The following is a 23,927-nucleotide window of genomic DNA, read 5'->3' on the forward strand; positions in this document are numbered from 1 at the left end:
TCAGCTGTTTTCAAGGGTTACCTATTTTATTTCCGAAGCTTACGTACTAAATCTTCTTCAGGTGTAACGAATACAGTCTTCTGTTCAAAGTAGATGACGAATCCTGGTTTTGCGCCTGAAGGCTTTTTGACGTGACGAATTTCTGTGTAATCAACTGGTACGGAAGATGATTCACGGGCTTTGCTGAAGTAGGCGGAGAGTCCGGCTGCTTCTTCGATTGTTTGAGCGTCTGGATCGGTATCGTGAATGACGACGTGTGAACCGGGTATGTCTTTTGTGTGAAGCCATACGTGATCCCGAGCTGCTAGTTTGAATGTCAAGTAATCATTTTGCTTATTGTTTTTTCCTACTGAGATCGGAATCCCTGTGGAAGATACAAATGCCTCCGGTTTAGGCTTCTTCAGTTTTACTTTCTTTTTCCCTCTACGAGCACGCATGAATCCTAGTTCTACTAATTCTTGACGTATTTCTTCTATATCGATTGGAGAAGCTTGGTATACTTGCTGTCTAATCATTTCGAAATATTCGATGTCATCTTTGGTTTTTTCAAGTTGTTCCGCAATCCGAATAAGAGCTGTTTTTGCTTTTGAGTAACGAGAGAAATAGTGTTGCGCGTTATCAATTGGTGATTTTCTTGGATCGAGTGGAATGGTGACGGTTGTGCCTTGTTCGTAATAGTTTTCTACAGTTACTTCTGTATCGCCTTTATGCAACATGTAGCTGTTCGCGGTTAATAGTTCACCGTATAATTTCAATGTATCCAAGTCTTGCGCTGTCTCTTGTTCTCTTCGCAATTTCTTTGTTTTGTTTTCCAATTTAGCGATCTCATTTGACAACCAACGTTCTAGGTCGATGGCCTGGGATTTCACGCGTTCCCGTTCTGCTCTGGCAAAATAGACTTTGTCGAGTAAATCACCTAATGTAGAAAACGACTGTGTTGTTCCTTGTGCATGTGTTAATTCAATTGCGGAGAATACAGTTTTTTTATCATTTTCCACGACGGTCGGTTTCATTGCATCTCGACTGAAACTCTCAAGAAATGTTCGCCACACGGTAAATGACAGGTGGTTGTCTTCTAAACGGTATACTAATTCTGCAGCTGTTACTGGAGAAAAGCCTGCAAATTGTTTTACTATATCTTTCGGTTCTTGCAGTGCCCCTACTAGTGTATTGAATTCAGTTTCGGTTACATTGAATGGATCCAATTTGTCTTGTGGTGGCGCCGGAATATACGGTTGTCCAGGTAAAACAGTACGGTAACTGTTAACGGAAGGCGGTAAATGTTTCATGCTGTCAATAATCATATCACGTGAAGCATCGAGTAAAATCAAGTTACTATGTCGCCCCATGATTTCAATGACTAGTTTCCGTTCAATCTGGTCACCCAATTCATTTCGAGCTTGGACATGGAGATTCACAATCCGATCATTTTCATGCTGTTCAATCGACGTAATCATTCCGCCCTCCAGTTGTTTGCGTAATACCATACAAAATAACGGTGGCTCGGGTGGGTTTGTTAACACTTCATCAGTCAATTGTAATCTAGAAAATGAAGGATGTAGCGATACTAATAATTTGTGATTTTTATTACTAGCACGGATTTGAAAAATAATTTCCTGTGAATTCGGCTGATGAATCTTCGAAATCCGACCAGTCTTCAGTTGTTGCAGTTCGCTTACTATTGCTTTCGTAAATAAACCATCAAATGCCATACGGATTCCTCTTTCATTTCGTTTTGTTCCATTTTAGCACTCATCGTATGATTATGGTATAATATGAACAGATTGCACACATGGGCCTATTCAGTTTAACGATAAAATTCTAGTATCTTTTGGACTTTCTTGTTAAAGTTAAATATTAGGAAGCGTTACTAGTTGATTGGAGCGTAAAGCGACTCCTAGGGAAACAATAATCTTTTGTGCCCCTAGAAATCGTTCATCATACGCAAAAATCAACGGTGCGTAACAGGTATGACGTGCTAATGAATACATAACAAAGAGGGATTATATGTACAAACATCGAGGACTCCTAATCGTCCTTTCTGGTCCATCCGGCGTCGGAAAAGGAACCGTACGAAAAGAACTATTTTCAAGTCCGGATACCAATTATGAATACTCTATATCCATGACGACAAGAAATCCGCGTGAAGGGGAAGTGGACGGCGTTGACTACTTCTTCCGTTCAAAACAAGTATTCGAAGACATGATCGCAGAAGGAAAGCTTCTCGAATACGCAGAATATGTAGGGAATTACTACGGAACGCCACTCGACTATGTCAACGCAACACTCGATGCTGGGCGTGATGTGTTCCTTGAAATTGAAGTAGTCGGTGCAGCGCAAGTGCGTGAAAAAGTACCAAACGGTCTATTTATTTTCCTAGCGCCTCCAAGTTTAAGTGACCTGGAAACTCGTTTGATCGGGAGAGGTACAGAAGCATCTGACATCATTGCAGATCGCGTATTAAAGGCAAGAGAAGAACTCGAAATGATGCATCTGTACGATTATGTAGTAGAGAATGACGAGGTCTCCAAAGCATGTGATCGGATCAATGCGATTGTCACGGCAGAGCATTGCAGAAGAGAACGTGTAGAAAAGAGATACTTACAAATGTTGGAGGGAGAATAAACTATGTTATATCCATCAGTTGATTCACTAAAAGGAAAAGTTGATTCTAAATACACACTGGTTACACTGGCGGCTAAGCGTGCACGTGAACTACAAGAAAAACAAGACGAAACTCTACATTCATATCGTTCAGTAAAAAGTGTTGGTAGAGCACTTGAAGAAGTGGCGGCAGGCGTCTTGATCAACGCGGCAGCAGATGAATCGATTATTTACGAAGATGAAGTTTGATTTGAAATAAAAAACAACTCCCTTGGAATTCAAACGTTCTCAGGGAGTTTGTTATTTTTGGAAAGGAAGAGGGCTCCATGAAGATAGATAATAAAAATATTTTACTCTGCGTCACAGGTGGTATCGCGGTGTATAAAGCTGTTGCGCTGGTCAGCAAGTTAAGTCAGGCAGGCGCGAATGTAAAAGTCGTAATGACTGATTCTGCGAAAGAGTTCGTTCAACCGTTATCCTTCCAAGTGATGTCACGCAATGATGTATATTTTGATACATTTGATGAAAAAGATTCTCGCGTCATCGCGCATATTGATTTAGCAGACTGGGCCGATTTAGTAGTCGTAGCGCCTGCTACAGCTAATGTAATCGGCAAGCTTGCAAACGGAATTGCTGACAATATGGTGACAACTATTTTACTTGCAACACAAGCAGACGTTTGGATTGCGCCTGCAATGAACGTACATATGTATGCCCACCCCGCTGTTATGCGCAATATTGATCAATTACATGTGGATGGTTATCAGTTTATTGAACCGTCAGAAGGTTTTTTGGCTTGTGGTTATGTAGGGAAAGGTCGCTTGGAAGAGCCTGAAAAAATTACTGAATTAATTAGCCATCACTTTACTGAAGTATCCCATCAACCTTTACGTGGGAAAAAAGTTGTCATTACAGCTGGCCCGACTCGCGAACGTATAGATCCTGTCCGTTATGTATCGAATTTTTCAAGTGGCAAGATGGGGTACGCGATGGCGGAAGCGGCACAAAAGCTGGGTGCTCATACCGTATTAATTTCAGGACCTGTCGAGCTACCAGTTCCAACAGGCGTTCAGGTGATACATGTGGAAAGTGCGGCTGAAATGTTCGATGCTGTAGTCAGTCAGTATGATGATGCATCCATTGTAGTGAAATCAGCAGCAGTTGCAGACTATCGACCGAAAAACATACATGGCCAGAAAATGAAGAAGAAAGATGGCGATGATGTACTTGAATTGGAACGGACGACCGACATCTTACAGACACTTGGAAAGCGTAAAGAGAATCAATTGCTTATTGGTTTTGCAGCAGAAACGACAGATGCGATTACTTACGGACAGAAGAAATTAGAATCTAAAAATCTGGATTATATCATCGTCAATGATGTTACCGACCCTGGTGGCGGTTTTGGTAGTGACACAAATGTTGTGACCTTGCTTTCTAGAGAAGGAGAAGTAATTCCTTTTTCCGCTATGCCGAAAGTGCAACTGGCCAAACAGTTATTTGAAACCATTCTTCAGCAAGAAAGTAGTCCATTGCATGATCGCTGAAGTCATTGTAGATGTAGCAGCTTATCCAATTGACCGGCCGTTTGATTATGCGGTTCCTATTGATTGGGAACATGTAATGGAGCCAGGGCTACGGGTCAAAGTTCCTTTTGGTCCACGAAAAGTTGCTGGCTATGTGACGGGTATTAAAGAGGAAAGCGAACTGGATCATAATAAAATCAAACCGATAGCCGACATTATAGATTTGGAGCCGGTGCTATCTACTGAATTATTAGCATTGTCAAAGTGGATGGCAACGGAAACAATTGCTTATGAAATCGATGCACTGCAAGTCATGTTGCCAGCGGCTATGCGTGCTAAATACGAAAAGATCATGACTGTGGTGAAACCAGAGGAGCTTGATGACGCGTTCCGCTCATTTTTGGGCAATCGCCAGCAAGTCACATTGAAAGTACTTCAAGATGCGAATTTATTAAATGAAGTGAAGAAATACAATAAACTAGGGGTTGTCGAAATTGATACGGCAATCCAACAGAAAACTAAAATGAAAAAAGTACGCATGATTCATGTGCCAGATGCGAAACAACTGGAAACAGCGTTGGAAGAAGTACATCCAAATGCCAAAAAACAACAAGAACTACTTCGTTGGCTGTTGTTGCATCCGACAGAATCAGTAGAAGCGAGCAAAATCCTCGATGAATCCGGCGTTACAGCTACTGTTTTGAAATCACTTGTGGATAAAAAGATAGTAGAACAATCACAAGTTGAAGTGTACCGTGAATTAGAATCACCCAAAATGCTTGATAGCGGTAAACCAGAACAACTAACAGACGAACAACAAGTAGCCCTTTCCGCTATTGAACAGTCAAGTGACAAGAACATTCAAGAAACATTTTTGCTTCATGGAATTACGGGTAGTGGCAAGACGGAAGTGTACTTACAGGCTATCGATCATGTGTTAAAGCAAGGGAAAGAAGCGATTGTGTTAGTACCTGAGATCGCTTTAACACCTCAAATGACAGCCCGATTTAAAGGCCGATTCGGAGAATTAGTTGCAGTCTTGCATAGTGGTTTATCCGCTGGTGAAAAATATGATGAATGGCGTAGAATTCATCGTGGTGAAGTGAAAGTTGCGATTGGTGCACGTTCAGCAGTTTTTGCTCCTTTCTCGAATTTAGGATTACTAATTCTGGATGAGGAACATGAGACCACCTATAAACAAGAAGAATCACCGCGATACCATGCACGAGATGTAGCTATTTGGCGCGCTGAATACTATCAGTGTCCTGTTATATTAGGAAGTGCGACACCTTCATTGGAGTCTTATGCTCGAGCTTCCAAAGGTGTGTATTCATTATTAACGCTATCAAAACGAGCGAAAAATCAAGCATTGCCGAGTGTTGAAGTAGTGGATATGCGTGAAGAACTCAAATCAGGAAATCGTTCGATGTTTTCTTTGGCGCTTGCCGAAGGGATTCGTGAACGATTGGCACGAAAAGAACAAATTGTCTTACTGCTTAATAAACGTGGATTTTCGAGTTTCGTGCTCTGTCGTGATTGTGGAACGGTTGTCGAATGTCCAAATTGCGATATTTCATTGACATACCACCGCGCAAGTGAGAGTTTGAAATGTCATTATTGCGGTCATGAAGAACGAGTACCTACCGAATGTCCAGAATGTACAAGTGAGCATATTCGGTTCTTCGGAACGGGAACGCAAAAAGCGCAGGAAGAATTATATAAATTAGTCCCTGAAGCCCGTGTAATTCGGATGGATATTGATACGACGAATACAAAAGGCGCTCATGAACGTTTGCTATATGACTTTGGTGAAGGAAAAGCAGACATTTTACTTGGAACTCAAATGATAGCCAAGGGACTGGATTTTCCACGTATCACGTTAGTTGGCGTATTGGCGGCTGACACATCGCTTCATTTAGCAGACTTCCGCGCTGCCGAGAAAACATTCCAATTATTGACGCAGGTGAGCGGGAGAGCGGGACGTGATCATCTACCAGGTGAAGTAGTTATTCAGACGTATGACCCTGAGCATTACGCGATTGAATTATCCAAAACGCAGAATTATGTACCTTTTTATGAAATGGAGATGGATCGACGAAGGCAACTCGGTTATCCTCCATACTATTTTGTAACGGTTATCCAGTTCAGTCATGAAGATGTATTAAAAGCCGCTGACTATGCACATAAAGGCACTGAATTTATCGCGGAGCGTCTATCTCAAGGTACAGTTATCATTGGACCGACAGCCGCCGCTATCAGTCGCCTCAACAATAGATATCGCTATCAAAGTTTGATAAAATACAAACATGAACCCGCACTGATACCGGTTCTGCAACAACTTTTGAAACACTACAAAACAAGTTGGGCAAAAGACGGCTTGGTCATGTCGATTAACCGTGAACCAACATCGATCTTTTAACCTCCCTTCGAAGAAATGAGGAAATTATTTTGACTATACTAAAAATTGTACAGCATCCATCACCTATTCTCACGACACCATGTGAGGAAGTGACCGTTTTTGACGATGAATTGGGTGTCTTACTTGATAATATGCATGAAACGATGATTGAACATGATGGCGTTGGCATAGCAGCTCCACAAGTTGGTAAATCTATTCGTGTGGCGATTGTAGACTTCGACGAAGAACAAGATATTATCGAAATGATCAATCCAGTCGTCACAGCGACTGGAGGGTCGGAAGTAGAAGTAGAAGGATGCTTAAGTTTTCCTGGACTATTCGGAGAAGTAGAGCGTCCTTTCCATGTGCGCATTGAGGCACAAGAACGTGATGGTAAGCTATATGAATTAGAAGCGGAAGGCTATGAAGCGCGTGCAATCCTGCATGAAATCGACCATTTGAATGGGATTTTATTCGACAAGAAGATTCAACGTGTCGTGGATCCGTCTGAATTCGAAGATGAAGAGGAGGATGACGAATGACGAAAATCGTATTCATGGGAACGCCTGAATTTTCTATAGGTGTTTTGACGATGCTATATAACGAAGGATATGAAATCCTGGCTGTCGTGACCCAACCGGATCGTCCAGTCGGCCGTAAGCGCGTATTGACACCACCTCCTGTCAAGGAAGAAGCAATGCGTTTAGGGTTGCCTGTCATTCAGCCTGAGAAGCTAAAAGGCTCTGCCGAGTTACAGGAAATTATCGAACTGAAGCCGGACTTAATAGTGACAGCTGCATTCGGACAATTGCTTCCGAATGAACTGCTCGAAGCACCGAACCTCGGTTGTATAAATGTTCATGCTTCTTTACTTCCTAACTATCGTGGCGGTGCACCGATTCATCAGGCAGTTATGGATGGCCAGAAAGAAACGGGCGTTACGATTATGTACATGGCGGAGAAACTGGATGCAGGTGATATCATCTCACAAGTCACCACTCCAATTGAAAAAACAGACGATACGGGAACGATGTTTACCAAATTGTCTATAGCAGGAACTGCATTATTAAAAGAAACGTTACCTTCCATTATTGATGGCACGAACGAGCGTATAGTACAAGATGAGACTCAAGTGACGTTTGCTAGAAATATCTCGAGAGAACAGGAACGAATTGACTGGACAAGTCCAGCCCGTTCGATCTATAACCAAGTACGGGGGCTACACCCGTGGCCTGTCGCTTATACAAAATTTGCTGGTGATCAAGTAAAAATTTGGTGGACGCAGGTGGAGGAGCAAGTATCAGATGCAACGCCTGGAGAAATCATCGGTCTGGAGAAAGACCGTATTATTGTTCAGACAGGTGAAGGCGCGTTAGCCATTACCGATTTACAACCAGCCGGAAAAAAACGCATGACAGCTACCGTATTCTTAAATGGAATCGGGTCAAAATGGCAAGTGGGAGACAAATTTGAATGACAAATTATAAAAAGAAAATTTGGCGCGGCAATGTACGTGACGCAGCTTTATCTATGTTGATGCAAATTGAAGAAGAGCAAGCGTATAGTAATTTACTGCTTCATAAAACCATTGATATCTATGATCTTCCGCCAAAAGACCGTGCATTATTGACGGAATTAACGTATGGTACATTACAACAACAAATGACACTGGATTATTATTTAGCACCATTTGTTAGAGGAAAGCTACAACCATGGGTACGTCAGTTGCTTCGACTATCCGTTTATCAAATCATTTACTTATCTAAAATTCCCGAGCATGCCGTTGTCAATGAAGCGGTAAAAATTGCCAATAAGCGAGGACATAAAGGTGTTTCATCCATGGTCAATGGAATTTTGCGTTCGATTTTGCGTGAAGGTGTACCTTCTTTGGACGAAATTGAAGATCCTGTCACTCGATTGTCTATAGAGACGAGTCACCCTGAGTGGTTGATTCGAAGATGGATTGAGCAATACGGCATGGAAGAAGCTACGGCTGCGGCAGTTGTCAACAATCAACCGCCCATCACAACTGCGCGAATCAATAGAACGAAAACCAATATTGGCGAAGTAATTGGCTTGCTGAAGAAAGAAGGGATTACAGCAATAGCTGGCACTCTATCTGACAGCAGTATCCAAGTGGAGTCAGGCAACCTCGCTTCTACAGAAGTGTTTAAACAAGGCTTGCTGACAATTCAGGATGAGAGCTCTATGCTTCCAGCTATCGCATTACAAGTGGAACCAGGTATGCGTGTACTGGATATGTGTGCGGCTCCTGGTGGTAAAACCACACATATTGCAGAACGTATGAAAAATGAAGGAGAAATTCAAGCACATGATCTGCACCCTCATAAATTACGTTTAATTGACCAAAATGCAGAGCGTCTTGGATTGACTACCATCCATACAAATAGTGGGGATAGTCGAGAGTTATTGAAAACATATGAACCTAAATCTTTCGACCGAGTGTTAGTGGATGCACCGTGTAGTGGATTAGGGGTTATTCGTAGAAAGCCTGAAATTAAATATAAAAAAACTATACAAGACATTGAAAAACTAACAGTCATTCAAAAAGAATTACTTGAAGTTGCCTGTCAGTTGGTGAAAAAAGACGGTCTCTTAGTTTATAGTACATGTACGATTGATAAATCGGAGAACGAAGAAATTGTTGAATGGTTCTTGAGAGAACAGCCAGACTTCACACTCGTTCCGCTTCCTATTCTTGAAAATGACAGTGAACACCGCCACTTGCAAATATTACCGCACGACTATCAAAGTGACGGATTTTTTGTAGCGACTTTACAAAGAATCAACTAACCTGACCAATTGGAATGGAGGGTAGCCTATGGAATATGAAATACGCTCAGATACAGGACGGAAACGTACGGTGAATGAAGATGACGCCGCCGTTTTCGTTCATGCAAAAAAGCATACGATACTCGCCGTCATTGCAGACGGAATGGGCGGTCATAAGGGCGGAGATTATGCTAGTGCCACAGCGGTGCGTATGATAGGCGAGCAATTCATGTCCGCGGACGATGAAGTAGTAACGGAGCAAGATTGGATTGACTTGCTGTATGATGCAGTGGTAGATATTAACCAGTTTTTGTACACAACTGCGCAGGAAGATGACGCGTATAAAGGTATGGGGACTACGCTAGACGTTGCGCTACTATTGAATGATCACTGCGTAGTTTTTCATGTGGGAGACAGTCGGATTTATCAAGTGACAGGCAAAGCGATTCGTCAAATAACAAAAGACCATTCATTTGTTAATGTGTTGCTAGATAGCGGTGAAATTACGGAACAGGAAGCCGAAGTGCACCCGCAGCGTAATTGGATTATGAAGGCGGTAGGCTCAGAGAAATCGATTGTACCTGACCGCTATTCATTTCCGTTATTATCACACTCGTTTCTATTACTTTGTACAGATGGGTTAAGCAATAAGATCGAAAAGGAAACGATGCTTGATATTATATTGAATGAAAATTCATTGGCAAACAAAGCAGATGAATTTATAGACTTGGCGAACCAGCGTGGTGGGGAAGACAATATTACCGTAATACTACTGGCAATTCCCGAGATTGAGGTGACTCCCGTATGATTGGAAAACGAATCGGTAAACGATACGAAATTATTCGGGTAATCGGTGACGGAGGTATGTCCAGAGTTTACTTGGCGCACGATATTATCCTTGACCGTGATGTAGCGATCAAAGTTCTGCATTATGACTTTAGTAATGAAGAGGAATTAAAAAAACGTTTTCAGCGGGAAGCACTTTCAGCTACGAGCCTAACACATCCTCATATTGTAAATATTTTTGATGTCGGCCAGGAAGATGAACTCCATTACTTGGTGATGGAATACATAGCCGGTAAAACACTAAAAGACTATATTCATACGTATGGTGCATTGTCTGCAGAACACGCTGTGTCTATTATGAAACAGCTTGTATCCGCCATATCACACGCTCACCATAATGGTATTATTCATCGTGATATTAAACCTCAAAATGTTTTGATGAACGGCGGGGAAGATGTCAAGATAACGGATTTTGGAATTGCGATGGCTTTAAATTCTACCGCACATACAAAGACGAACTCTGTTATTGGAACTGTCCATTATTTATCACCTGAGCAAGCTAGAGGCGGTATGGCGACAAAACGATCAGATATCTATTCACTCGGTATCGTATTTTATGAATTACTGACAGGGGAGTTACCATTTTCAGCGGAGACGGCAGTAGCGATTGCGTTAAAGCACTTACAGGAAGAAACGCCATCTGTCCGTGAACAGTATCCTGACATACCTCAAAGTGTGGAAAATGTCATTTTAAAAGCAACAGCTAAAGATTCAACCTATCGCTATGCGACTACAGATGATATGTATGATGATTTACTAACTGTTTTATCTCCTGATCGTTTGAATGAAAGTAAATTCACTTTACCATTTGATGATGATAAGACTATGGCTATTCCCGCTATTAAAGACGTTCCAAATTCTACCGTGGCGGAAGAAACTATGAAAATAGCTCCTGTAAAACCTGAAACAGTAGCACCATTGAAAAAGAAAAAGAAGAAATGGCCGTTTGTAGTAGCAGGTAGCATATTGCTTCTCGCGTTTCTGACATTTTTATTAGTGATGATGATGAAGCCAAAAGAAATCATTGTACCTGAAGTAGTGGGAGAAGAAGAACTTGTCGCTACAGAGATACTTGAAAAAGAGGGCTTTGTCATAGATGAGCGTTTTGAAGAAACGTCAGATGAATACACAGTAGGACAAGTAATTAAAACAGTACCTCAAGCGGGAAAGAAACGTAAAGAAGGAGACGGCGTAAAATTATTTATCAGCGCAGGGAAAGATCCGATGGTGCTTAGTGAGTATACGGGGCGTAATTTTGAAGCAACTAAACGCTTTTTAAATGGCTACGGCTTTTTATCCATTGAACCAGTAGAAGTATTTTCTGACGAGCCAAAAGGAACTATTCTTAGCCAACAGCCTGAAGCAGATCAATCTGTCATTCCTGAAGAAACGGAGTTGATCTTCACTGTCAGTAAAGGCAAGGAATTGCAATCACTTGATGATTTATCGGGCATGTCTGCCAAACAATTAGAGGACTATGCGAAAAAATCCGGCCTGAAAATCCACATTGTCAGGGAAGAACATTCGGATAAAGTCGATAAAGGATATGTCATTTCTCAGAAACCTTCCAAAGGAGAAGAATTGGAAAAGGGGGCACGAGTGGACGTTGTGATTTCGAAAGGTCCTGCTTCCAAGCCGATTAAATTGTTAGTGAAGACAGTGACCATTCCGTATAACTATCCCGACGAACCGGAAGCTGAACATGAAGATGATGAGGAAGACGAAATAGATGCAGAAAAGGACCCGAAACCTCACCCGGAACTCGTTCCTCAGAAAGTCCAGATTTATGTGCAAGATCGCACGCACACAATGAATGACCCGATTGAGGAGTTCGAGATTACTGAAGATACGACACGCAAGATTACGATCGAACTTCAAGAAGGAGAGCGCGGAGGATATAAAATTATGCGTGATCAAACCGTGATAGAGGAAGATAAGTTCAATTACACAGATCTGGAATAGAGGAGGAGTTCGATGGCTGAAGGCCAAATTCGTAAAGCAATCAGTGGGTTCTATTACGTGGAGCATAATGGGGAATTAATTCAATGTAAAAGCCGTGGTGTTTTTCGTTTAAAGAAAATTAGTCCCTTGGTGGGGGACTTCGTTACGTATGTTCCTGACGGAGCCAATGATGCGACGATTACAGATGTTCATCATAGGAAGAGCGAGTTAGTGAGACCGCCCATTGCCAATGTAGATCAAGTGTTGCTGGTCTTTTCGGTCGTGGAACCCAATATGAGTCTTCGTTTACTAGACCGTTTCTTAACGGTCATAGAATCACATCAGTTAGAACCGATCTTATACATTTCTAAAGAAGATCTCGCCAATCCCGAAATACTAGAAGAGAATGAAAAAAATCTTGCATATTATCGACGTATCGGATATACGGTTCTGCGCAATGTAGAGAATAAGCATTCATTGCTTGAAACTCTTCGCCCGTATTTCAGTGATAAAACTACCGTACTTGCAGGTCAGTCAGGTGTGGGGAAATCCACATTATTGAACACACTATTACCTGAACTGCAACTAAAAACCGGTGTGATATCGGATGCGCTTGGACGAGGGAAACATACTACACGTCATGTAGAGTTACTGGAAGTGGCGGGCGGTTTGGTAGCAGATACGCCTGGGTTCAGTTCCTTAGATTTCGAACATATTGAAAAAGAAGAACTACGGGATTATTTCGTAGAGATTTCAGAAGCGGGAGCAAATTGTAAATTTAGAGGATGTCTCCACGTGAAAGAACCAGGTTGTGCAGTGAAAGCGCAAGTGGAAGAAGGAATGATTTCAGAAGATCGCTATAAGAATTACTTGCTGTTCTTGCAAGAAATTACGGATAGAAAGCCGAGGTATTGATTATGATTAAAATTGCACCATCTATTTTAGCTGCAGACTTTGCAAGACTTGGTGAAGAAGTGAATGAAGTAGAAAAAGCAGGAGCCGAACTAATTCACATCGATGTAATGGACGGACATTTCGTACCGAATATTACAATGGGTCCCATCGTCGTCGAGGCGTTGCGTCCATTGACAAAGTTACCGCTTGATGTCCATTTGATGATTGAAAATCCGGACGCTTACATTGAGGATTTTGCGACAGCTGGCGCGGACTATATTACTGTGCACGTAGAAGCATGCCCTCACCTGCATAGAACATTGCAATTGATCAAATCGACAGGCGCAAAACCAGGCGTTGTGTTGAATCCACACACACCGGTTGAACAAATCATACATGTCCTTGAAGATATTGACATGGTATTGTTCATGACAGTCAATCCAGGTTTTGGCGGACAATCGTTTATTCATTCCGTCTTACCAAAAGTGAAGCAACTCTCTGAAATCATCAACGAACGAAATCTATCTATTGAAATTGAGATTGATGGCGGTATTAACGAAGAAACCATCAAACCTTGTGTAGAAGCGGGTGCGACTATTTTCGTTGCAGGTTCAGCAATTTACGGAAAAGAAGATCGTGCACAAGCTCTCCAAGCTATTAAATCAGCAGGTGAAAGTGTGATGGCGAAATGAAGTATGCCATCGTGTGTGCAGCAGGACCTAAAGAAGAAGTGGTTGACTTAGCTGAATACGATCAACAAGATACTGTGTATATCGGTGTAGACCGGGGTGCATTGTATTTATTGGAAAAAGGAATTCAGCCCAATGAAGCAGTTGGCGACTTTGATTCTGTGACGCAAGAGCAGTTTAAAAAGATTAACTCGAATGTAGAAATTGTCCATCGCGCGAATGAGGATAAAGATGAGACAGACACAGAACTGGCTGTACAGCGAGCACTTGCATATGAACCTGATTATATTATCTTAACTGGCGTGACGGGTGGTCGCTTGGATCACTTACAGTCTGCTTTGCATTTATTATATCGTATGCAAGCGGAAAATCGGAAAGTGAAATTCAAGATACACAACACTACAAATGATATCCGTGTCATGCTACCTGGCGTGAGACGTGTAAAGAAAGATTCACGCTATCCGTATACTTCCTTTTTCTCTTTTGGCCCCGTCGTCACAGGGCTGACGTTGACAGGTTTTAAATACGAAACGGTGAATGAACGATTAGAAATGGGTGTAACTCGTTTTACAAGTAACGAAACAGTGGCGGATGTTTGTACTATCTCTTTCCGTGAGGGCATATGCTTAATGGTAAGGAGTTCAGATTCCTGAAAGGAGTTGGGGGATTTGCGAGTATACACATTCACGCTTCCGAAGTTTGTCAGTAACATCGTGAGAAAGTGCGCAGTAGCTTTCCAAAAGGACAGCCGTACTAAATCGACCGTTGCTGCCAATCCAAAAGCCGCCAAGACAAAAAAACGCAAAAAAGAAAAATCACAAAGCGCCTAAGAAGGTGCTTTGTGTTTTTTCTTTTTTAGGGAAGCAAAAAAGCGCCTTTATGGTAATTCCTCCAACATCAGTCGAGGCTACCCGGCGCTTTCAGCATTACATCATATCCAGCTTCAGACGGCAGCCGCTCGGGACACTTCAGGCTTGAAGATAAAGGCAAAAAACGCCTTTATATTCAAGCCCTCCAGTGCCTGTCGCGGCTAAACGCCGTCTTCAGCTTTAGATTATACTCGTTGTACTTTGCCTGATTTTAAAGCTCTTGCAGATACCCAAACGCGTTTAGGTTTTCCGTCGATTAGGATTCTAACTTTTTGAAGGTTAGCGCCCCAAGTGCGCTTGCTAGAGTTCAGAGCGTGAGAACGAGTGTTTCCAGAACGAGCTTTACGTCCAGTAATAACACATTGTTTAGCCATTTTAGTTCCTCCTCGTGAATTATTTAGCGATTCACGTTACAATTCGCATACCATAGTACTTTATCATAAGCGTCGGATCGATGCAACATTTTATTTTGGTACTCTCAAGGTTTTTTCCTTTACACTATATTTTAACGGTTTCAATACTTTCATTCCTGATGAATTCCCGTATAATGTACGTATGATGTGTCTAGAGATGGGGAGGAGAAGAGGAATGTCAATCGAACTGAAAAATGAGCATGGTACGATCGATATTACAAATGATGTAATTGCGCAAGTAGTCGGAGAGGCTGCGGTCGAGTGTTATGGAATTGTAGGGATGGCTTCCCAGCATCAAATTCGTGATGGACTTACAGAAATTCTTCGCAAAGAAAATTATTCTCGCGGCGTAATTGTGCGTAACGAGGGCGATGCATTCCATATCGATATCTACGTCATCATGAGCTATGGCACGAAAATCACTGAAGTGGCCTATCAAGTACAATCTAAAGTGCAATATATAGTGAAAACGACGTTGGGGCTATCAGTAAGTTCTATAAATATTTTTGTTCAGGGAGTTCGTGTAACGAACGTGTAAAAGGAGGCCTTTAAGTCAATGACTTCAATCAATGGATTGCAATTTGCGAAGATGGTAGAAATGGGTTCGCATCATCTTAGTCAAAATGCGGATTATGTGGATTCTCTAAATGTATTCCCGGTGCCTGATGGTGATACGGGAACAAATATGAATTTATCCATGACATCGGGTGCAAAAGAAACAGAAAGAAATGCGCAGGAACATATCGGTTTGACGGCACAAGCATTTTCAAAAGGGTTGCTTATGGGTGCTCGTGGAAATTCTGGTGTAATACTATCCCAGTTATTCAGAGGATTCAGCAAGCAAATTGAGAATGAAGCGGAAGTCAGCGTTAAGCAATTTGCAGAAGCACTTCAATACGGTGTGGATACAGCTTACAAAGCCGTTATGAAACCTGTAGAAGGAACCATTTTGACTGTTGCGAAAGATGCAGCTAACGCGGCAGTTGAGCATATAGAGGATTCATCGGATTTAACTGCATTACTAGAGATTATTGTGAAAGAAGCCAAAGCTTCATTGGAACGAACACCGGATCTATTGCCTGTGTTAAAAGAGGTAGGGGTAGTAGACAGTGGTGGACAAGGTCTAGTGTATGTGTATGAAGGGTTTTTGGCGTGTCTAAAAGGTGAAGACTTACCTGAGAAGGTAGTGATGCACTCAATGGATGACCTAGTTATGACAGAGCATCATCGCAGTGTACAAGGTTTCATGAATTCAGAAGACATTGAGTTCGGCTACTGTACGGAGTTTATGGTCAAATTGGATTCAGCTAAGTTGCTCGATCAGCCATTTGATGAAGCCACGTTCCGTCAAGATTTAAGTGAACTTGGCGACTCACTGCTTGTCATTTCAGATGATGAAGTAGTAAAAGTACATATTCACACTGAAGAACCTGGAGATGCCTTGTCTTATGGACAGAGGTATGGTTCATTAACGAAGATGAAGATCGATAATATGCGTGAGCAACATAGTGATATTATGGATCGAGATGACGCATCCACATCGAAACCGGTTCAGCATAAATACGCGATTGTAACGGTTTCGATGGGTGAAGGTATCGCCGAACTTCTAAAAAGTATCGGGGCATCAGCCGTGATCGAGGGTGGACAGACGATGAATCCTTCTACGGAGGATATCGTTAAAGCGATTCAAGAAATCGGTGCAGAAAAAGTGTTAATCTTGCCAAATAATAAAAACATCATCATGGCTGCTGAGCAAGCAGCTGAAGTATTGGAGATTGAAGCGGCAGTTGTGCCGACGAAATCCGTTCCAGAAGGCTTAGCGGCTATTTTAGCATTTAATCCCGAAGCCACCGTAGAGAATAATGCGAAAGCAATGTTACAAGCGTCTTCTGCTATTAAAACTGGTCAGGTCACTTATGCTGTGCGTGATACATCGATTGATGGTGTAACGATCCAAAAGGATGATTTTATGGGAATCGCTCAAGGCAAAATCACTAGTTCAGATTCTTCATTGGAAGACGTGACGAAAAATCTCATTTCTTCCATGATTGATGAAGAAGATGAAATCGTGACAATCATTTATGGTGAAGATGTAACGACTGAAGAAGCAGAAAAGATTAGTGGTTATATTGAAGATCAATTTGAGCATGTAGATATAGAATTGTACGCTGGAAAACAACCGCTCTATCCATATATTATCTCTGTTGAATAAATACATTACGTTGTCCTGTAAGTAGGGGCAACGTTTTTATTTTCCTGTCTTTTCATGGTAAACTAAAAAGAAGAACACTCGTTTTCTAACCAAGTATAGAAAGGAGGTAGTTTTCACATGGAGAACATCTTGAAGAACAGTGTAGGAACAGTAAAAGGAATTGGCAAAGCAACAACTGAACAATTTGAAAAGCTGGGAATTTTGACGATTGAGGATTTATTGTATACTTTCCCGTATCGCCATGAAGATTTTCGTATGAGGGATTTGACTGAAACACCACATGGCGAACGTGTTACTGTAGAGGGTCGGGTAGAGTCTGAACCGACCGTCTTTTATTCGGGAAAAAACCGGTCAAGAATGCAAGTCCGTTTATTGGTCGGCCATCATTTAGTGAAAGTGGTTTTTTTCAATCAACATTATTTAAAAGACCGTCTAGTTACGGGAATGCAAATACATGTTACTGGCGCATGGGATCGAGGCCGCCAGTCGATTACGGTGAATCGTCTACATACCGGTGAGCAAACTGATTTTGAACCGGTTTATAGTTTGAAAGGAATTATGCATCAGAAAACGTTTCGGCGCTATATGCGCACTGTGATAGATTTAACGGCTGGTGTTATAGAAGAGACACTGCCGCAGGAAATGCTCGAAGTATACAAGTTGCCGTCTATTACACAAGCTTTAGAGATGGTTCATTTCCCGACTAAGACTGAAGACGTTAAGCATGCCCGTAGACGTTTTGTTTATGAAGAATTATTACTGTTTCAATTGAAAATTCAAGGGATGAAAAAATTGCGTAAGGAGCAGGAAAAAGGGCTCGTTATTCAATATGACTTGGACTTGCTGAAAAAGTTCATCAATACGTTGCCATTTGAATTAACAAATGCGCAAAAGCGTGTGGTAAATGAATTATGTGCAGAGTTGAAATCACCACTTCGTATGAACCGTTTGCTACAAGGAGATGTGGGGTCAGGCAAGACAGCTGTGGCAGCCATCGCTCTGTATGCAGCGGTGACAGCAGGATTCCAAGGAGCGTTGATGGCACCAACGGAAATATTGGCTGAACAACATGCTGAATTATTAGCCAATTGGTTTGAACCATTCGGTGTGACTGTCGCATTTCTCGCTGGATCTACAAAAGCGAAAGCGAGAAGAGAGTTATTGGAGCGCCTGGAGCTTGGGGAGATTGACTTGCTGGTCGGAACGCACGCGCTGATCCAACCTGAAGTACAATTTCATAAACTGGGCTTTGTTGTGACGGATGAACAACATCGTTTCGGAGTGCAACAACGTCGTGTATTGCGAGATAAAGGCTTAAACCCGGATGTATTATTCATGACTGCAACCCCTATTCCAAGAACACTAGCCATTACGGTATTTGGCGAAATGGACGTTTCAGTCTTAGACGAATTACCGGCAGGGCGGAAAGAAATTGAAACTCATTGGTTGAAAGAAGAATCCTTAATACCTGTGTTACAGAAGATGGAGAAAGAGTTACGTGCAGGAAGGCAGGCGTACGTCATTTGTCCATTGATCGAGGAATCCGATAAATTGGATGTCCAAAACGCAGTGGAAGTACATGCGGAATTGAGTAATTATTTCGCTGGTCGCTATACGATAGGTTTGATGCACGGTCGATTGCCTTCAGCTGAAAAGGATCAGGTCATGCGGGAATTCAGTGAAGGACAGTTACATGTCCTAGTTTCCACCACAGTTGTAGAAGTAGGTGTCAATGTGCCAAACGCGACTTTCATGCTGATTTATGATGCAACAAGATTCGGTCTAGCACAGTTACATCAATTAAGGGGACGTGTTGGGCGAGGATCCGATCAATCATATTGTGTATTGCTCGCTAATCCGTCTACAGAAGAAGGAAAGATGCGGATGCAGTCGATGACAGAAACAAACGATGGATTTATTTTAGCTGAAAAGGATTTGGAGCTGCGCGGATCAGGAGATATTTTTGGCAAGAAGCAAAGTGGAATGCCAGAATTTAAAATGGCAGACTTGGTTCATGATTTCAAAGCACTCTCTATAGCGCGCGAGGATGCGGAGCGCTTGTTGAATTCAGATGCGTTTTGGACAAATGATGAATATGCTACGCTACGCGGACGTTTAGAACAGTCAGGCGCACTCACTGATAAGCGTATAGATTGATAGAAGTGCAACGTAGTATATTGGATAACCGCTTGCAATCTGATTTACCTCTTTATATACTTAGTATTAATACCAAGTGCTAATCTGAAGGGGTGTAGTAATTGAGAGTTCCGAAACAGGAGAGGCAACAATTACTCGTAAAGCTGCTTAAAGAAGATCCTTTTCTAACAGATGAAGACATTGCCAGGCATTTTTCTGTCAGCATTCAAACCGTGCGGCTAGATCGTTTAGAGCGTCATATTCCCGAATTACGAGAGCGGTTGAAATCCGTAGCGTCACAACAAATGTCAGGTACAGTGAAGTCTATGCAAGCAGAAGAAATATTTGGAGAAATTATTGATGTGGAATTGGACGATAAAGCAATTTCGATCTTTGACGTACAGGATGTGCATGTGTTCAAACGAAATGGTATTGCCAGAGGTCATCATTTGTTTGCGCAGGCGAACTCATTGGCTGTAGCAGTCTTGGATGATGATTTGGCTTTAACAGTCCGTTCTTCACTGCACTTTCAAAAGCCGGTGAGAGCTGGTGATCGTGTAGTGTCTCGTGCTACTGTGCGAAAAGAAACCTTGAAAAATAAAAGTACGGTCGTCGATGTCCTGTCAACAGTGGAAAGTGAACCTGTTTTTTCAGGAGAGTTTCAGATGTACCGTACAACAAAAAAAGGCGGGTAATTACATATGATTATTGCAGTAGATGCAATGGGTGGAGATAACGCACCCGGAGAAATTGTTAAGGGAGTATTGCAGAGCCTTCATGCATTTGATGACATAACGATACATATATTTGGTGATGAGCAAAAAATGGCACCATTCCTTGAAACACATCCGCGCCTTCAAGTAGTACACTGCTCTGAAGTCATTGAACCTGATGATGAGCCCGTGCGTGCAATTCGAAAGAAAAAAGATGCATCTATGGTCCGTATGGCGCAAGCGGTGAAAGATGGAGAGGCTTTGGCATGTGTGTCAGCTGGTAATACAGGTGCTCTCATGTCGGCAGGACTCTTTATTGTAGGTCGCTTAGATGGTATCCAAAGACCGGCACTGGCACCGACGTTACCGACGATCGACGGCAGTGGTTTTGTGTTGTTAGATGTAGGAGCGAACTCAGATAGCAAACCTACACAGTTAGCACAGTTTGCTGTCATGGGCAGTATCTATGCGGAAAAAGTGCGCGGAATCGATAAGCCGCGTGTAGGGCTATTGAATATTGGAACAGAACCGGGAAAAGGTAATGAGCTAACAAAACACGCCTATGACGAGTTGCAAGCTGCACCTATCAATTTCGTTGGTAATGTGGAGTCGCGTGATTTGTTGAATGGTGTGGCAGATGTCGTTGTCACAGACGGCTTTACAGGAAACATGGTGTTGAAAACTATTGAAGGTACTGCGATGAATGTATTCTCCATGATTAAAGATGTGTTCATGTCTTCATTGAAAACCAAGCTTGCCGCGGGATTAGTAAAAGATGATCTCAAAGGTTTGAAGAAGAAGATGGATTACTCGGAGTATGGCGGAGCGGGTTTGTTTGGCTTGAATCATCCTGTCATCAAAGCGCATGGTTCATCAAATGCCAACGCGCTTTTTAATGCAGTTCGCCAAGCAAGAACCATGGTACAATACCAAGTATGCGAAACGATTAAAAAAACAATCGGAGAGGAAGAGGAATCTTGAGTAAACTGGCATTTGTTTTCCCGGGACAAGGCTCACAAGCAGTAGGGATGGGGAAAGTATTCACAGAGAAGAACGAAACGTGTAAAGAGTTCATGCAAAAAGCCGATAAAGCTCTTGGTTTTGAACTGAGCACATTGATGCTCGAAGGCCCTCAAGATGAATTGACGTTAACTTATAATGCTCAACCAGCTCTACTTACAGTGGGTGCGATGATCGCAGCACGTTTGGAAGAAGAAGGCATTACGCCAGACTATACAGCAGGACATAGTCTAGGCGAGTATACAGCTCTTGTTGAATCCAAAGTTCTTTCATTTGAAGATGCGGTAGTGGCTGTTCATAAAAGAGGTCTGTATATGAATGATGCCGTACCAGCAGGTAAAGGTGCCATGGCGGCCATACTTGGAATGGATCGTGACGTATTGGAGTCGATTACAGCGAACATTACAGAGTCGGGACATCCAGTACAACCAGCCAACTTAAACTGCCCTGGCCAAATCGTTATTTCGGGTGCAAAAGAAGGTGTGGACAAAGCGTGTACTGCCTTGAAGGAGGCGGGTGCGAAACGTGCATTGCCATTGAATGTAAGTGGACCTTTCCATTCTGTTCTCATGCAACCAGCAGCAGGAGAATTACAAAAGACGCTTGAAGGCATTGATATGAAAGATGCGAAAATCCCTGTCATTGCAAACGTCACAGCAGACGAAGTAACAAAGCAGGACGAAATAAAGAAATTACTAGTTGAACAATTGTACTCACCCGTACGCTGGGAAGAGTCTATTGAAAAACTACTTGAATTGGGTGTTACTCGTTTCATAGAATGTGGACCTGGAAAGGTATTGAGCGGATTAATCCGTAAAATAGACCGTACAGCTAAAGTGTACCCAGTATACGATGAAGAAACACTTGAGAAGTTGCTTGAAGAAGCGAAAGGATGGTCATGATGGGAAGATTCGATGGAAAAACGGCAGTAGTTACAGGAGCATCCAGAGGGATTGGGCGCACTGTCGCTTTACGCTTAGCTTCAGAAGGTGCTAAGGTAGTCGTTAATTATAGCGGTAGCCAAGATCGAGCAGAAACGGTTGCAGAGGAAATTCGATCTGCGGGTGGAGAAGCACTCGTCTTTCAAGCGAATGTTTCCGATGCTGATCAAGTGAAAGCTATGATGGATGAGACAATTAAACAATTTGGTAGTATTGACATCCTCGTGAATAACGCTGGCATCACACGAGATAATTTATTGATGCGCATGAAGGAAGACGAGTGGGATGATGTATTATCGATTAACTTAAAAGGTGTATTCCTTTGCACAAAAGCTGTTACGCGCCAAATGATGCGTCAGCGTGCAGGAAGAATCGTGAATATGGCTTCGGTTGTAGGTGTTGCAGGAAATGCAGGGCAAGCAAATTATGTGGCAGCAAAAGCGGGCGTTATTGGTTTGACAAAAACAACTGCAAAAGAATTGGCAGCGCGTAATATTTTAGTGAATGCTGTTGCTCCAGGATTCATTACAACTGATATGACGGATGAATTGGGCGATGATATGAAAGAGCAATTATTGTCAACAATTCCTTTAGGCAAGCTTGGAAGTTCGGAAGATGTAGCGAGTGTCGTCGCATTCTTACTATCCGATGAAGCGAAATATATTACCGGTCAGACTATCAATGTAGACGGCGGTATGGTGATGTAAATGTACTACTTCTTTTAAAGCGCCGTTTATGGTTGCGTAACGAGGGGACTACCCTCTATAATTCAATAGTAGCTAATGAGCTGACTTTGGCCTTGAGAGGAGGTGACTATGTTGTCAACAGTACTTGAGCGCGTAACAAAAGTAGTTGTCGACCGTCTAGGTGTCGATGAAAGCGAAGTAAAACCTGAAGCTTCTTTCCGTGAGGATCTTGGAGCTGATTCACTAGATGTAGTAGAACTTGTTATGGAATTTGAAGATGAGTTTGAAACGGAAATTTCTGATGACGATGCAGAGAAAATTGCAACTGTCGGAGATGCAGTAACGTACATTACAGAAAAAGTAGGCGAATGACCTTATTGGTGAGACACTTTCTTCCTTTCGTCTGAAAAGGAGAAAGCGTCTCTTTTCGCTTTACACGTGTGTACAGACTATTAATAGATGAGAGGCAGAGTAGTTTATGAAAAATAAAAGAAATTCGAAAGAAACCGCATCACACCCTACATTGCCACAAGCTGTACGCGAGAAATTCACCAAGCTCCAGCAGGAATTAGGCGTTCAATTCCAGGATGAGAAATTATTGTATAATGCATTTACCCATTCATCCTATGTCAATGAACATCGCCGAAAGAAGTTTTCTGATAATGAACGATTAGAATTCCTAGGAGACGCTGTATTGGAACTTGGAGTATCTAAATTTTTATTCCGTACAGAACCGGCAAAAAGCGAAGGGGAACTGACGAAACTTCGTGCAGCGATTGTTTGTGAGCCATCACTTGTTAAGTTTTCGAATGAATTGAACTTTGGAGATTATATTCTTCTGGGTAAGGGTGAAGAACTAACTGGTGGAAGAATGCGTCCTGCATTACTGGCGGATGTATTTGAAGCGTATATCGGTGCGTTGTACTTGGATCAGGGCATGGAAGTTGTTGAAGAGTTTCTAAAACGAATCGTTTTTCCGAAAATTAGTATCGGAGCTTTTTCGCATGTGACAGATTATAAGAGTCGTCTGCAAGAATTGGTGCAGCAAAAAAATAACGGACCCCTTCACTATGAAGTTATTGAGGAAAAAGGTCCTGCACATGCGAAAAAGTTTGTTACCGTAGTTAATCTCAATGAACAACAACTTGGAAAAGGAATTGGAAAATCCAAGAAAGAAGCGGAACAGGAAGCTGCCCGTCGTGCGATAGAACACTTATTGATGCAGACAACCGAAGGGGAGAACTAA

24 protein-coding genes are annotated in these 23,927 nt (G+C 42.2%); 22 read left to right on the top strand and 2 right to left on the bottom strand.

Annotated features, from left to right (window positions below):
• Positions 1-26: 26 nt before the first annotated feature.
• Positions 27-1,712: an Rqc2 family fibronectin-binding protein gene (locus tag CSV61_RS02765; protein WP_099638023.1), complete on the bottom strand. Its 1,686-nt coding sequence runs from the start codon at positions 1,710-1,712 to the stop codon at positions 27-29.
• A gap of 295 nt (positions 1,713-2,007) precedes the next feature.
• On the opposite strand from CSV61_RS02765, the gene gmk reads away from it, so the two are divergent.
• The 13 genes from gmk (at position 2,008) to spoVM (ending at position 14,521) form a co-directional block, all read left to right on the top strand.
• A complete protein-coding gene (gene gmk, locus CSV61_RS02770; RefSeq protein WP_083035386.1) occupies positions 2,008-2,625 on the top strand; it encodes a guanylate kinase in 618 nt (205 codons plus the stop codon).
• Between the two features lie 3 nt (positions 2,626-2,628).
• On the top strand, positions 2,629-2,853 hold the full coding sequence (rpoZ, locus tag CSV61_RS02775; RefSeq protein ID WP_083035387.1) for a DNA-directed RNA polymerase subunit omega: 225 nt from the start codon (positions 2,629-2,631) through the stop codon (positions 2,851-2,853).
• Positions 2,854-2,930: 77 nt separating this feature from the next.
• The gene (gene coaBC, locus CSV61_RS02780; RefSeq protein ID WP_099638024.1) at positions 2,931-4,151 is read left to right on the top strand and encodes a bifunctional phosphopantothenoylcysteine decarboxylase/phosphopantothenate--cysteine ligase CoaBC; all 1,221 of its coding nucleotides are present in this window, start codon (positions 2,931-2,933) and stop codon (positions 4,149-4,151) included.
• Positions 4,141-6,549: a primosomal protein N' gene (priA, locus tag CSV61_RS02785; protein WP_099638025.1), complete on the top strand. Its 2,409-nt coding sequence runs from the start codon at positions 4,141-4,143 to the stop codon at positions 6,547-6,549. Before coaBC ends, priA begins: the two co-directional genes overlap by 11 nt.
• A 29-nt stretch (positions 6,550-6,578) precedes the next feature.
• Positions 6,579-7,070, top strand: coding sequence for a peptide deformylase (gene def, locus CSV61_RS02790; protein ID WP_099638026.1), 492 nt, complete (start codon positions 6,579-6,581; stop codon positions 7,068-7,070).
• A complete protein-coding gene (fmt, locus tag CSV61_RS02795) occupies positions 7,067-8,005 on the top strand; it encodes a methionyl-tRNA formyltransferase (RefSeq protein WP_099638027.1) in 939 nt (312 codons plus the stop codon). The genes def and fmt overlap by 4 nt, the downstream gene beginning before the upstream one ends.
• Complete coding sequence (gene rsmB / locus CSV61_RS02800) at positions 8,002-9,342, top strand: 16S rRNA (cytosine(967)-C(5))-methyltransferase RsmB (protein ID WP_099638028.1); 1,341 nt, start codon at positions 8,002-8,004, stop codon at positions 9,340-9,342. Before fmt ends, rsmB begins: the two co-directional genes overlap by 4 nt.
• A gap of 28 nt (positions 9,343-9,370) precedes the next feature.
• A complete protein-coding gene (locus CSV61_RS02805) occupies positions 9,371-10,129 on the top strand; it encodes a Stp1/IreP family PP2C-type Ser/Thr phosphatase (protein ID WP_083035393.1) in 759 nt (252 codons plus the stop codon).
• Positions 10,126-12,129 (top strand): Stk1 family PASTA domain-containing Ser/Thr kinase, encoded by a 2,004-nt coding sequence (pknB, locus tag CSV61_RS02810; RefSeq protein WP_099638029.1) that lies wholly within the window; start codon positions 10,126-10,128, stop codon positions 12,127-12,129. The genes CSV61_RS02805 and pknB overlap by 4 nt, the downstream gene beginning before the upstream one ends.
• A gap of 12 nt (positions 12,130-12,141) precedes the next feature.
• Positions 12,142-13,023, top strand: a complete 882-nt coding sequence (rsgA, locus tag CSV61_RS02815) for a ribosome small subunit-dependent GTPase A (RefSeq protein WP_099638030.1) — start codon at positions 12,142-12,144, stop codon at positions 13,021-13,023.
• A gap of 2 nt (positions 13,024-13,025) precedes the next feature.
• Positions 13,026-13,694 (top strand): ribulose-phosphate 3-epimerase, encoded by a 669-nt coding sequence (gene rpe / locus CSV61_RS02820; protein WP_099638031.1) that lies wholly within the window; start codon positions 13,026-13,028, stop codon positions 13,692-13,694.
• Positions 13,691-14,344 (top strand): thiamine diphosphokinase, encoded by a 654-nt coding sequence (locus tag CSV61_RS02825; RefSeq protein WP_099638032.1) that lies wholly within the window; start codon positions 13,691-13,693, stop codon positions 14,342-14,344. The genes rpe and CSV61_RS02825 overlap by 4 nt, the downstream gene beginning before the upstream one ends.
• A gap of 15 nt (positions 14,345-14,359) precedes the next feature.
• Positions 14,360-14,521 (top strand): stage V sporulation protein SpoVM, encoded by a 162-nt coding sequence (gene spoVM / locus CSV61_RS02830; protein WP_099638033.1) that lies wholly within the window; start codon positions 14,360-14,362, stop codon positions 14,519-14,521.
• A gap of 224 nt (positions 14,522-14,745) precedes the next feature.
• Here the strand turns inward: spoVM and rpmB are convergent, their stop codons facing one another.
• On the bottom strand, positions 14,746-14,934 hold the full coding sequence (rpmB, locus tag CSV61_RS02835) for a 50S ribosomal protein L28 (RefSeq protein WP_029052334.1): 189 nt from the start codon (positions 14,932-14,934) through the stop codon (positions 14,746-14,748).
• Between the two features lie 214 nt (positions 14,935-15,148).
• Between rpmB and CSV61_RS02840 the strand changes: the two genes are divergently transcribed.
• From CSV61_RS02840 to rnc, 9 genes are all read left to right on the top strand, one after another.
• On the top strand, positions 15,149-15,511 hold the full coding sequence (locus CSV61_RS02840) for an Asp23/Gls24 family envelope stress response protein (protein ID WP_029052333.1): 363 nt from the start codon (positions 15,149-15,151) through the stop codon (positions 15,509-15,511).
• An 18-nt stretch (positions 15,512-15,529) separates the two neighbouring features.
• A complete protein-coding gene (locus CSV61_RS02845; protein WP_099638034.1) occupies positions 15,530-17,185 on the top strand; it encodes a DAK2 domain-containing protein in 1,656 nt (551 codons plus the stop codon).
• Positions 17,186-17,302: 117 nt separating this feature from the next.
• Positions 17,303-19,342: an ATP-dependent DNA helicase RecG gene (recG, locus tag CSV61_RS02850; protein WP_099638035.1), complete on the top strand. Its 2,040-nt coding sequence runs from the start codon at positions 17,303-17,305 to the stop codon at positions 19,340-19,342.
• A gap of 101 nt (positions 19,343-19,443) precedes the next feature.
• Positions 19,444-20,016, top strand: a complete 573-nt coding sequence (gene fapR / locus CSV61_RS02855) for a transcription factor FapR (RefSeq protein WP_099638036.1) — start codon at positions 19,444-19,446, stop codon at positions 20,014-20,016.
• Positions 20,017-20,022: 6 nt separating this feature from the next.
• Positions 20,023-21,015 (top strand): phosphate acyltransferase PlsX, encoded by a 993-nt coding sequence (gene plsX, locus CSV61_RS02860; protein WP_099638037.1) that lies wholly within the window; start codon positions 20,023-20,025, stop codon positions 21,013-21,015.
• Entirely contained in the window at positions 21,012-21,956 is a 945-nt protein-coding gene (gene fabD / locus CSV61_RS02865) for an ACP S-malonyltransferase (RefSeq protein WP_199173575.1), read from the top strand. The genes plsX and fabD overlap by 4 nt, the downstream gene beginning before the upstream one ends.
• Positions 21,956-22,702, top strand: a complete 747-nt coding sequence (gene fabG, locus CSV61_RS02870; protein ID WP_099638039.1) for a 3-oxoacyl-[acyl-carrier-protein] reductase — start codon at positions 21,956-21,958, stop codon at positions 22,700-22,702. The genes fabD and fabG overlap by 1 nt, the downstream gene beginning before the upstream one ends.
• A gap of 111 nt (positions 22,703-22,813) precedes the next feature.
• Positions 22,814-23,053, top strand: a complete 240-nt coding sequence (locus CSV61_RS02875; RefSeq protein ID WP_029052326.1) for an acyl carrier protein — start codon at positions 22,814-22,816, stop codon at positions 23,051-23,053.
• Between the two features lie 106 nt (positions 23,054-23,159).
• Positions 23,160-23,927 (top strand): ribonuclease III, encoded by a 768-nt coding sequence (gene rnc / locus CSV61_RS02880; protein WP_083035403.1) that lies wholly within the window; start codon positions 23,160-23,162, stop codon positions 23,925-23,927.

It is taken from the genome of Sporosarcina sp. P3 (genome assembly GCF_002743415.1).
GTDB lineage: Bacteria > Bacillota > Bacilli > Bacillales_A > Planococcaceae > Sporosarcina > Sporosarcina ureae_A.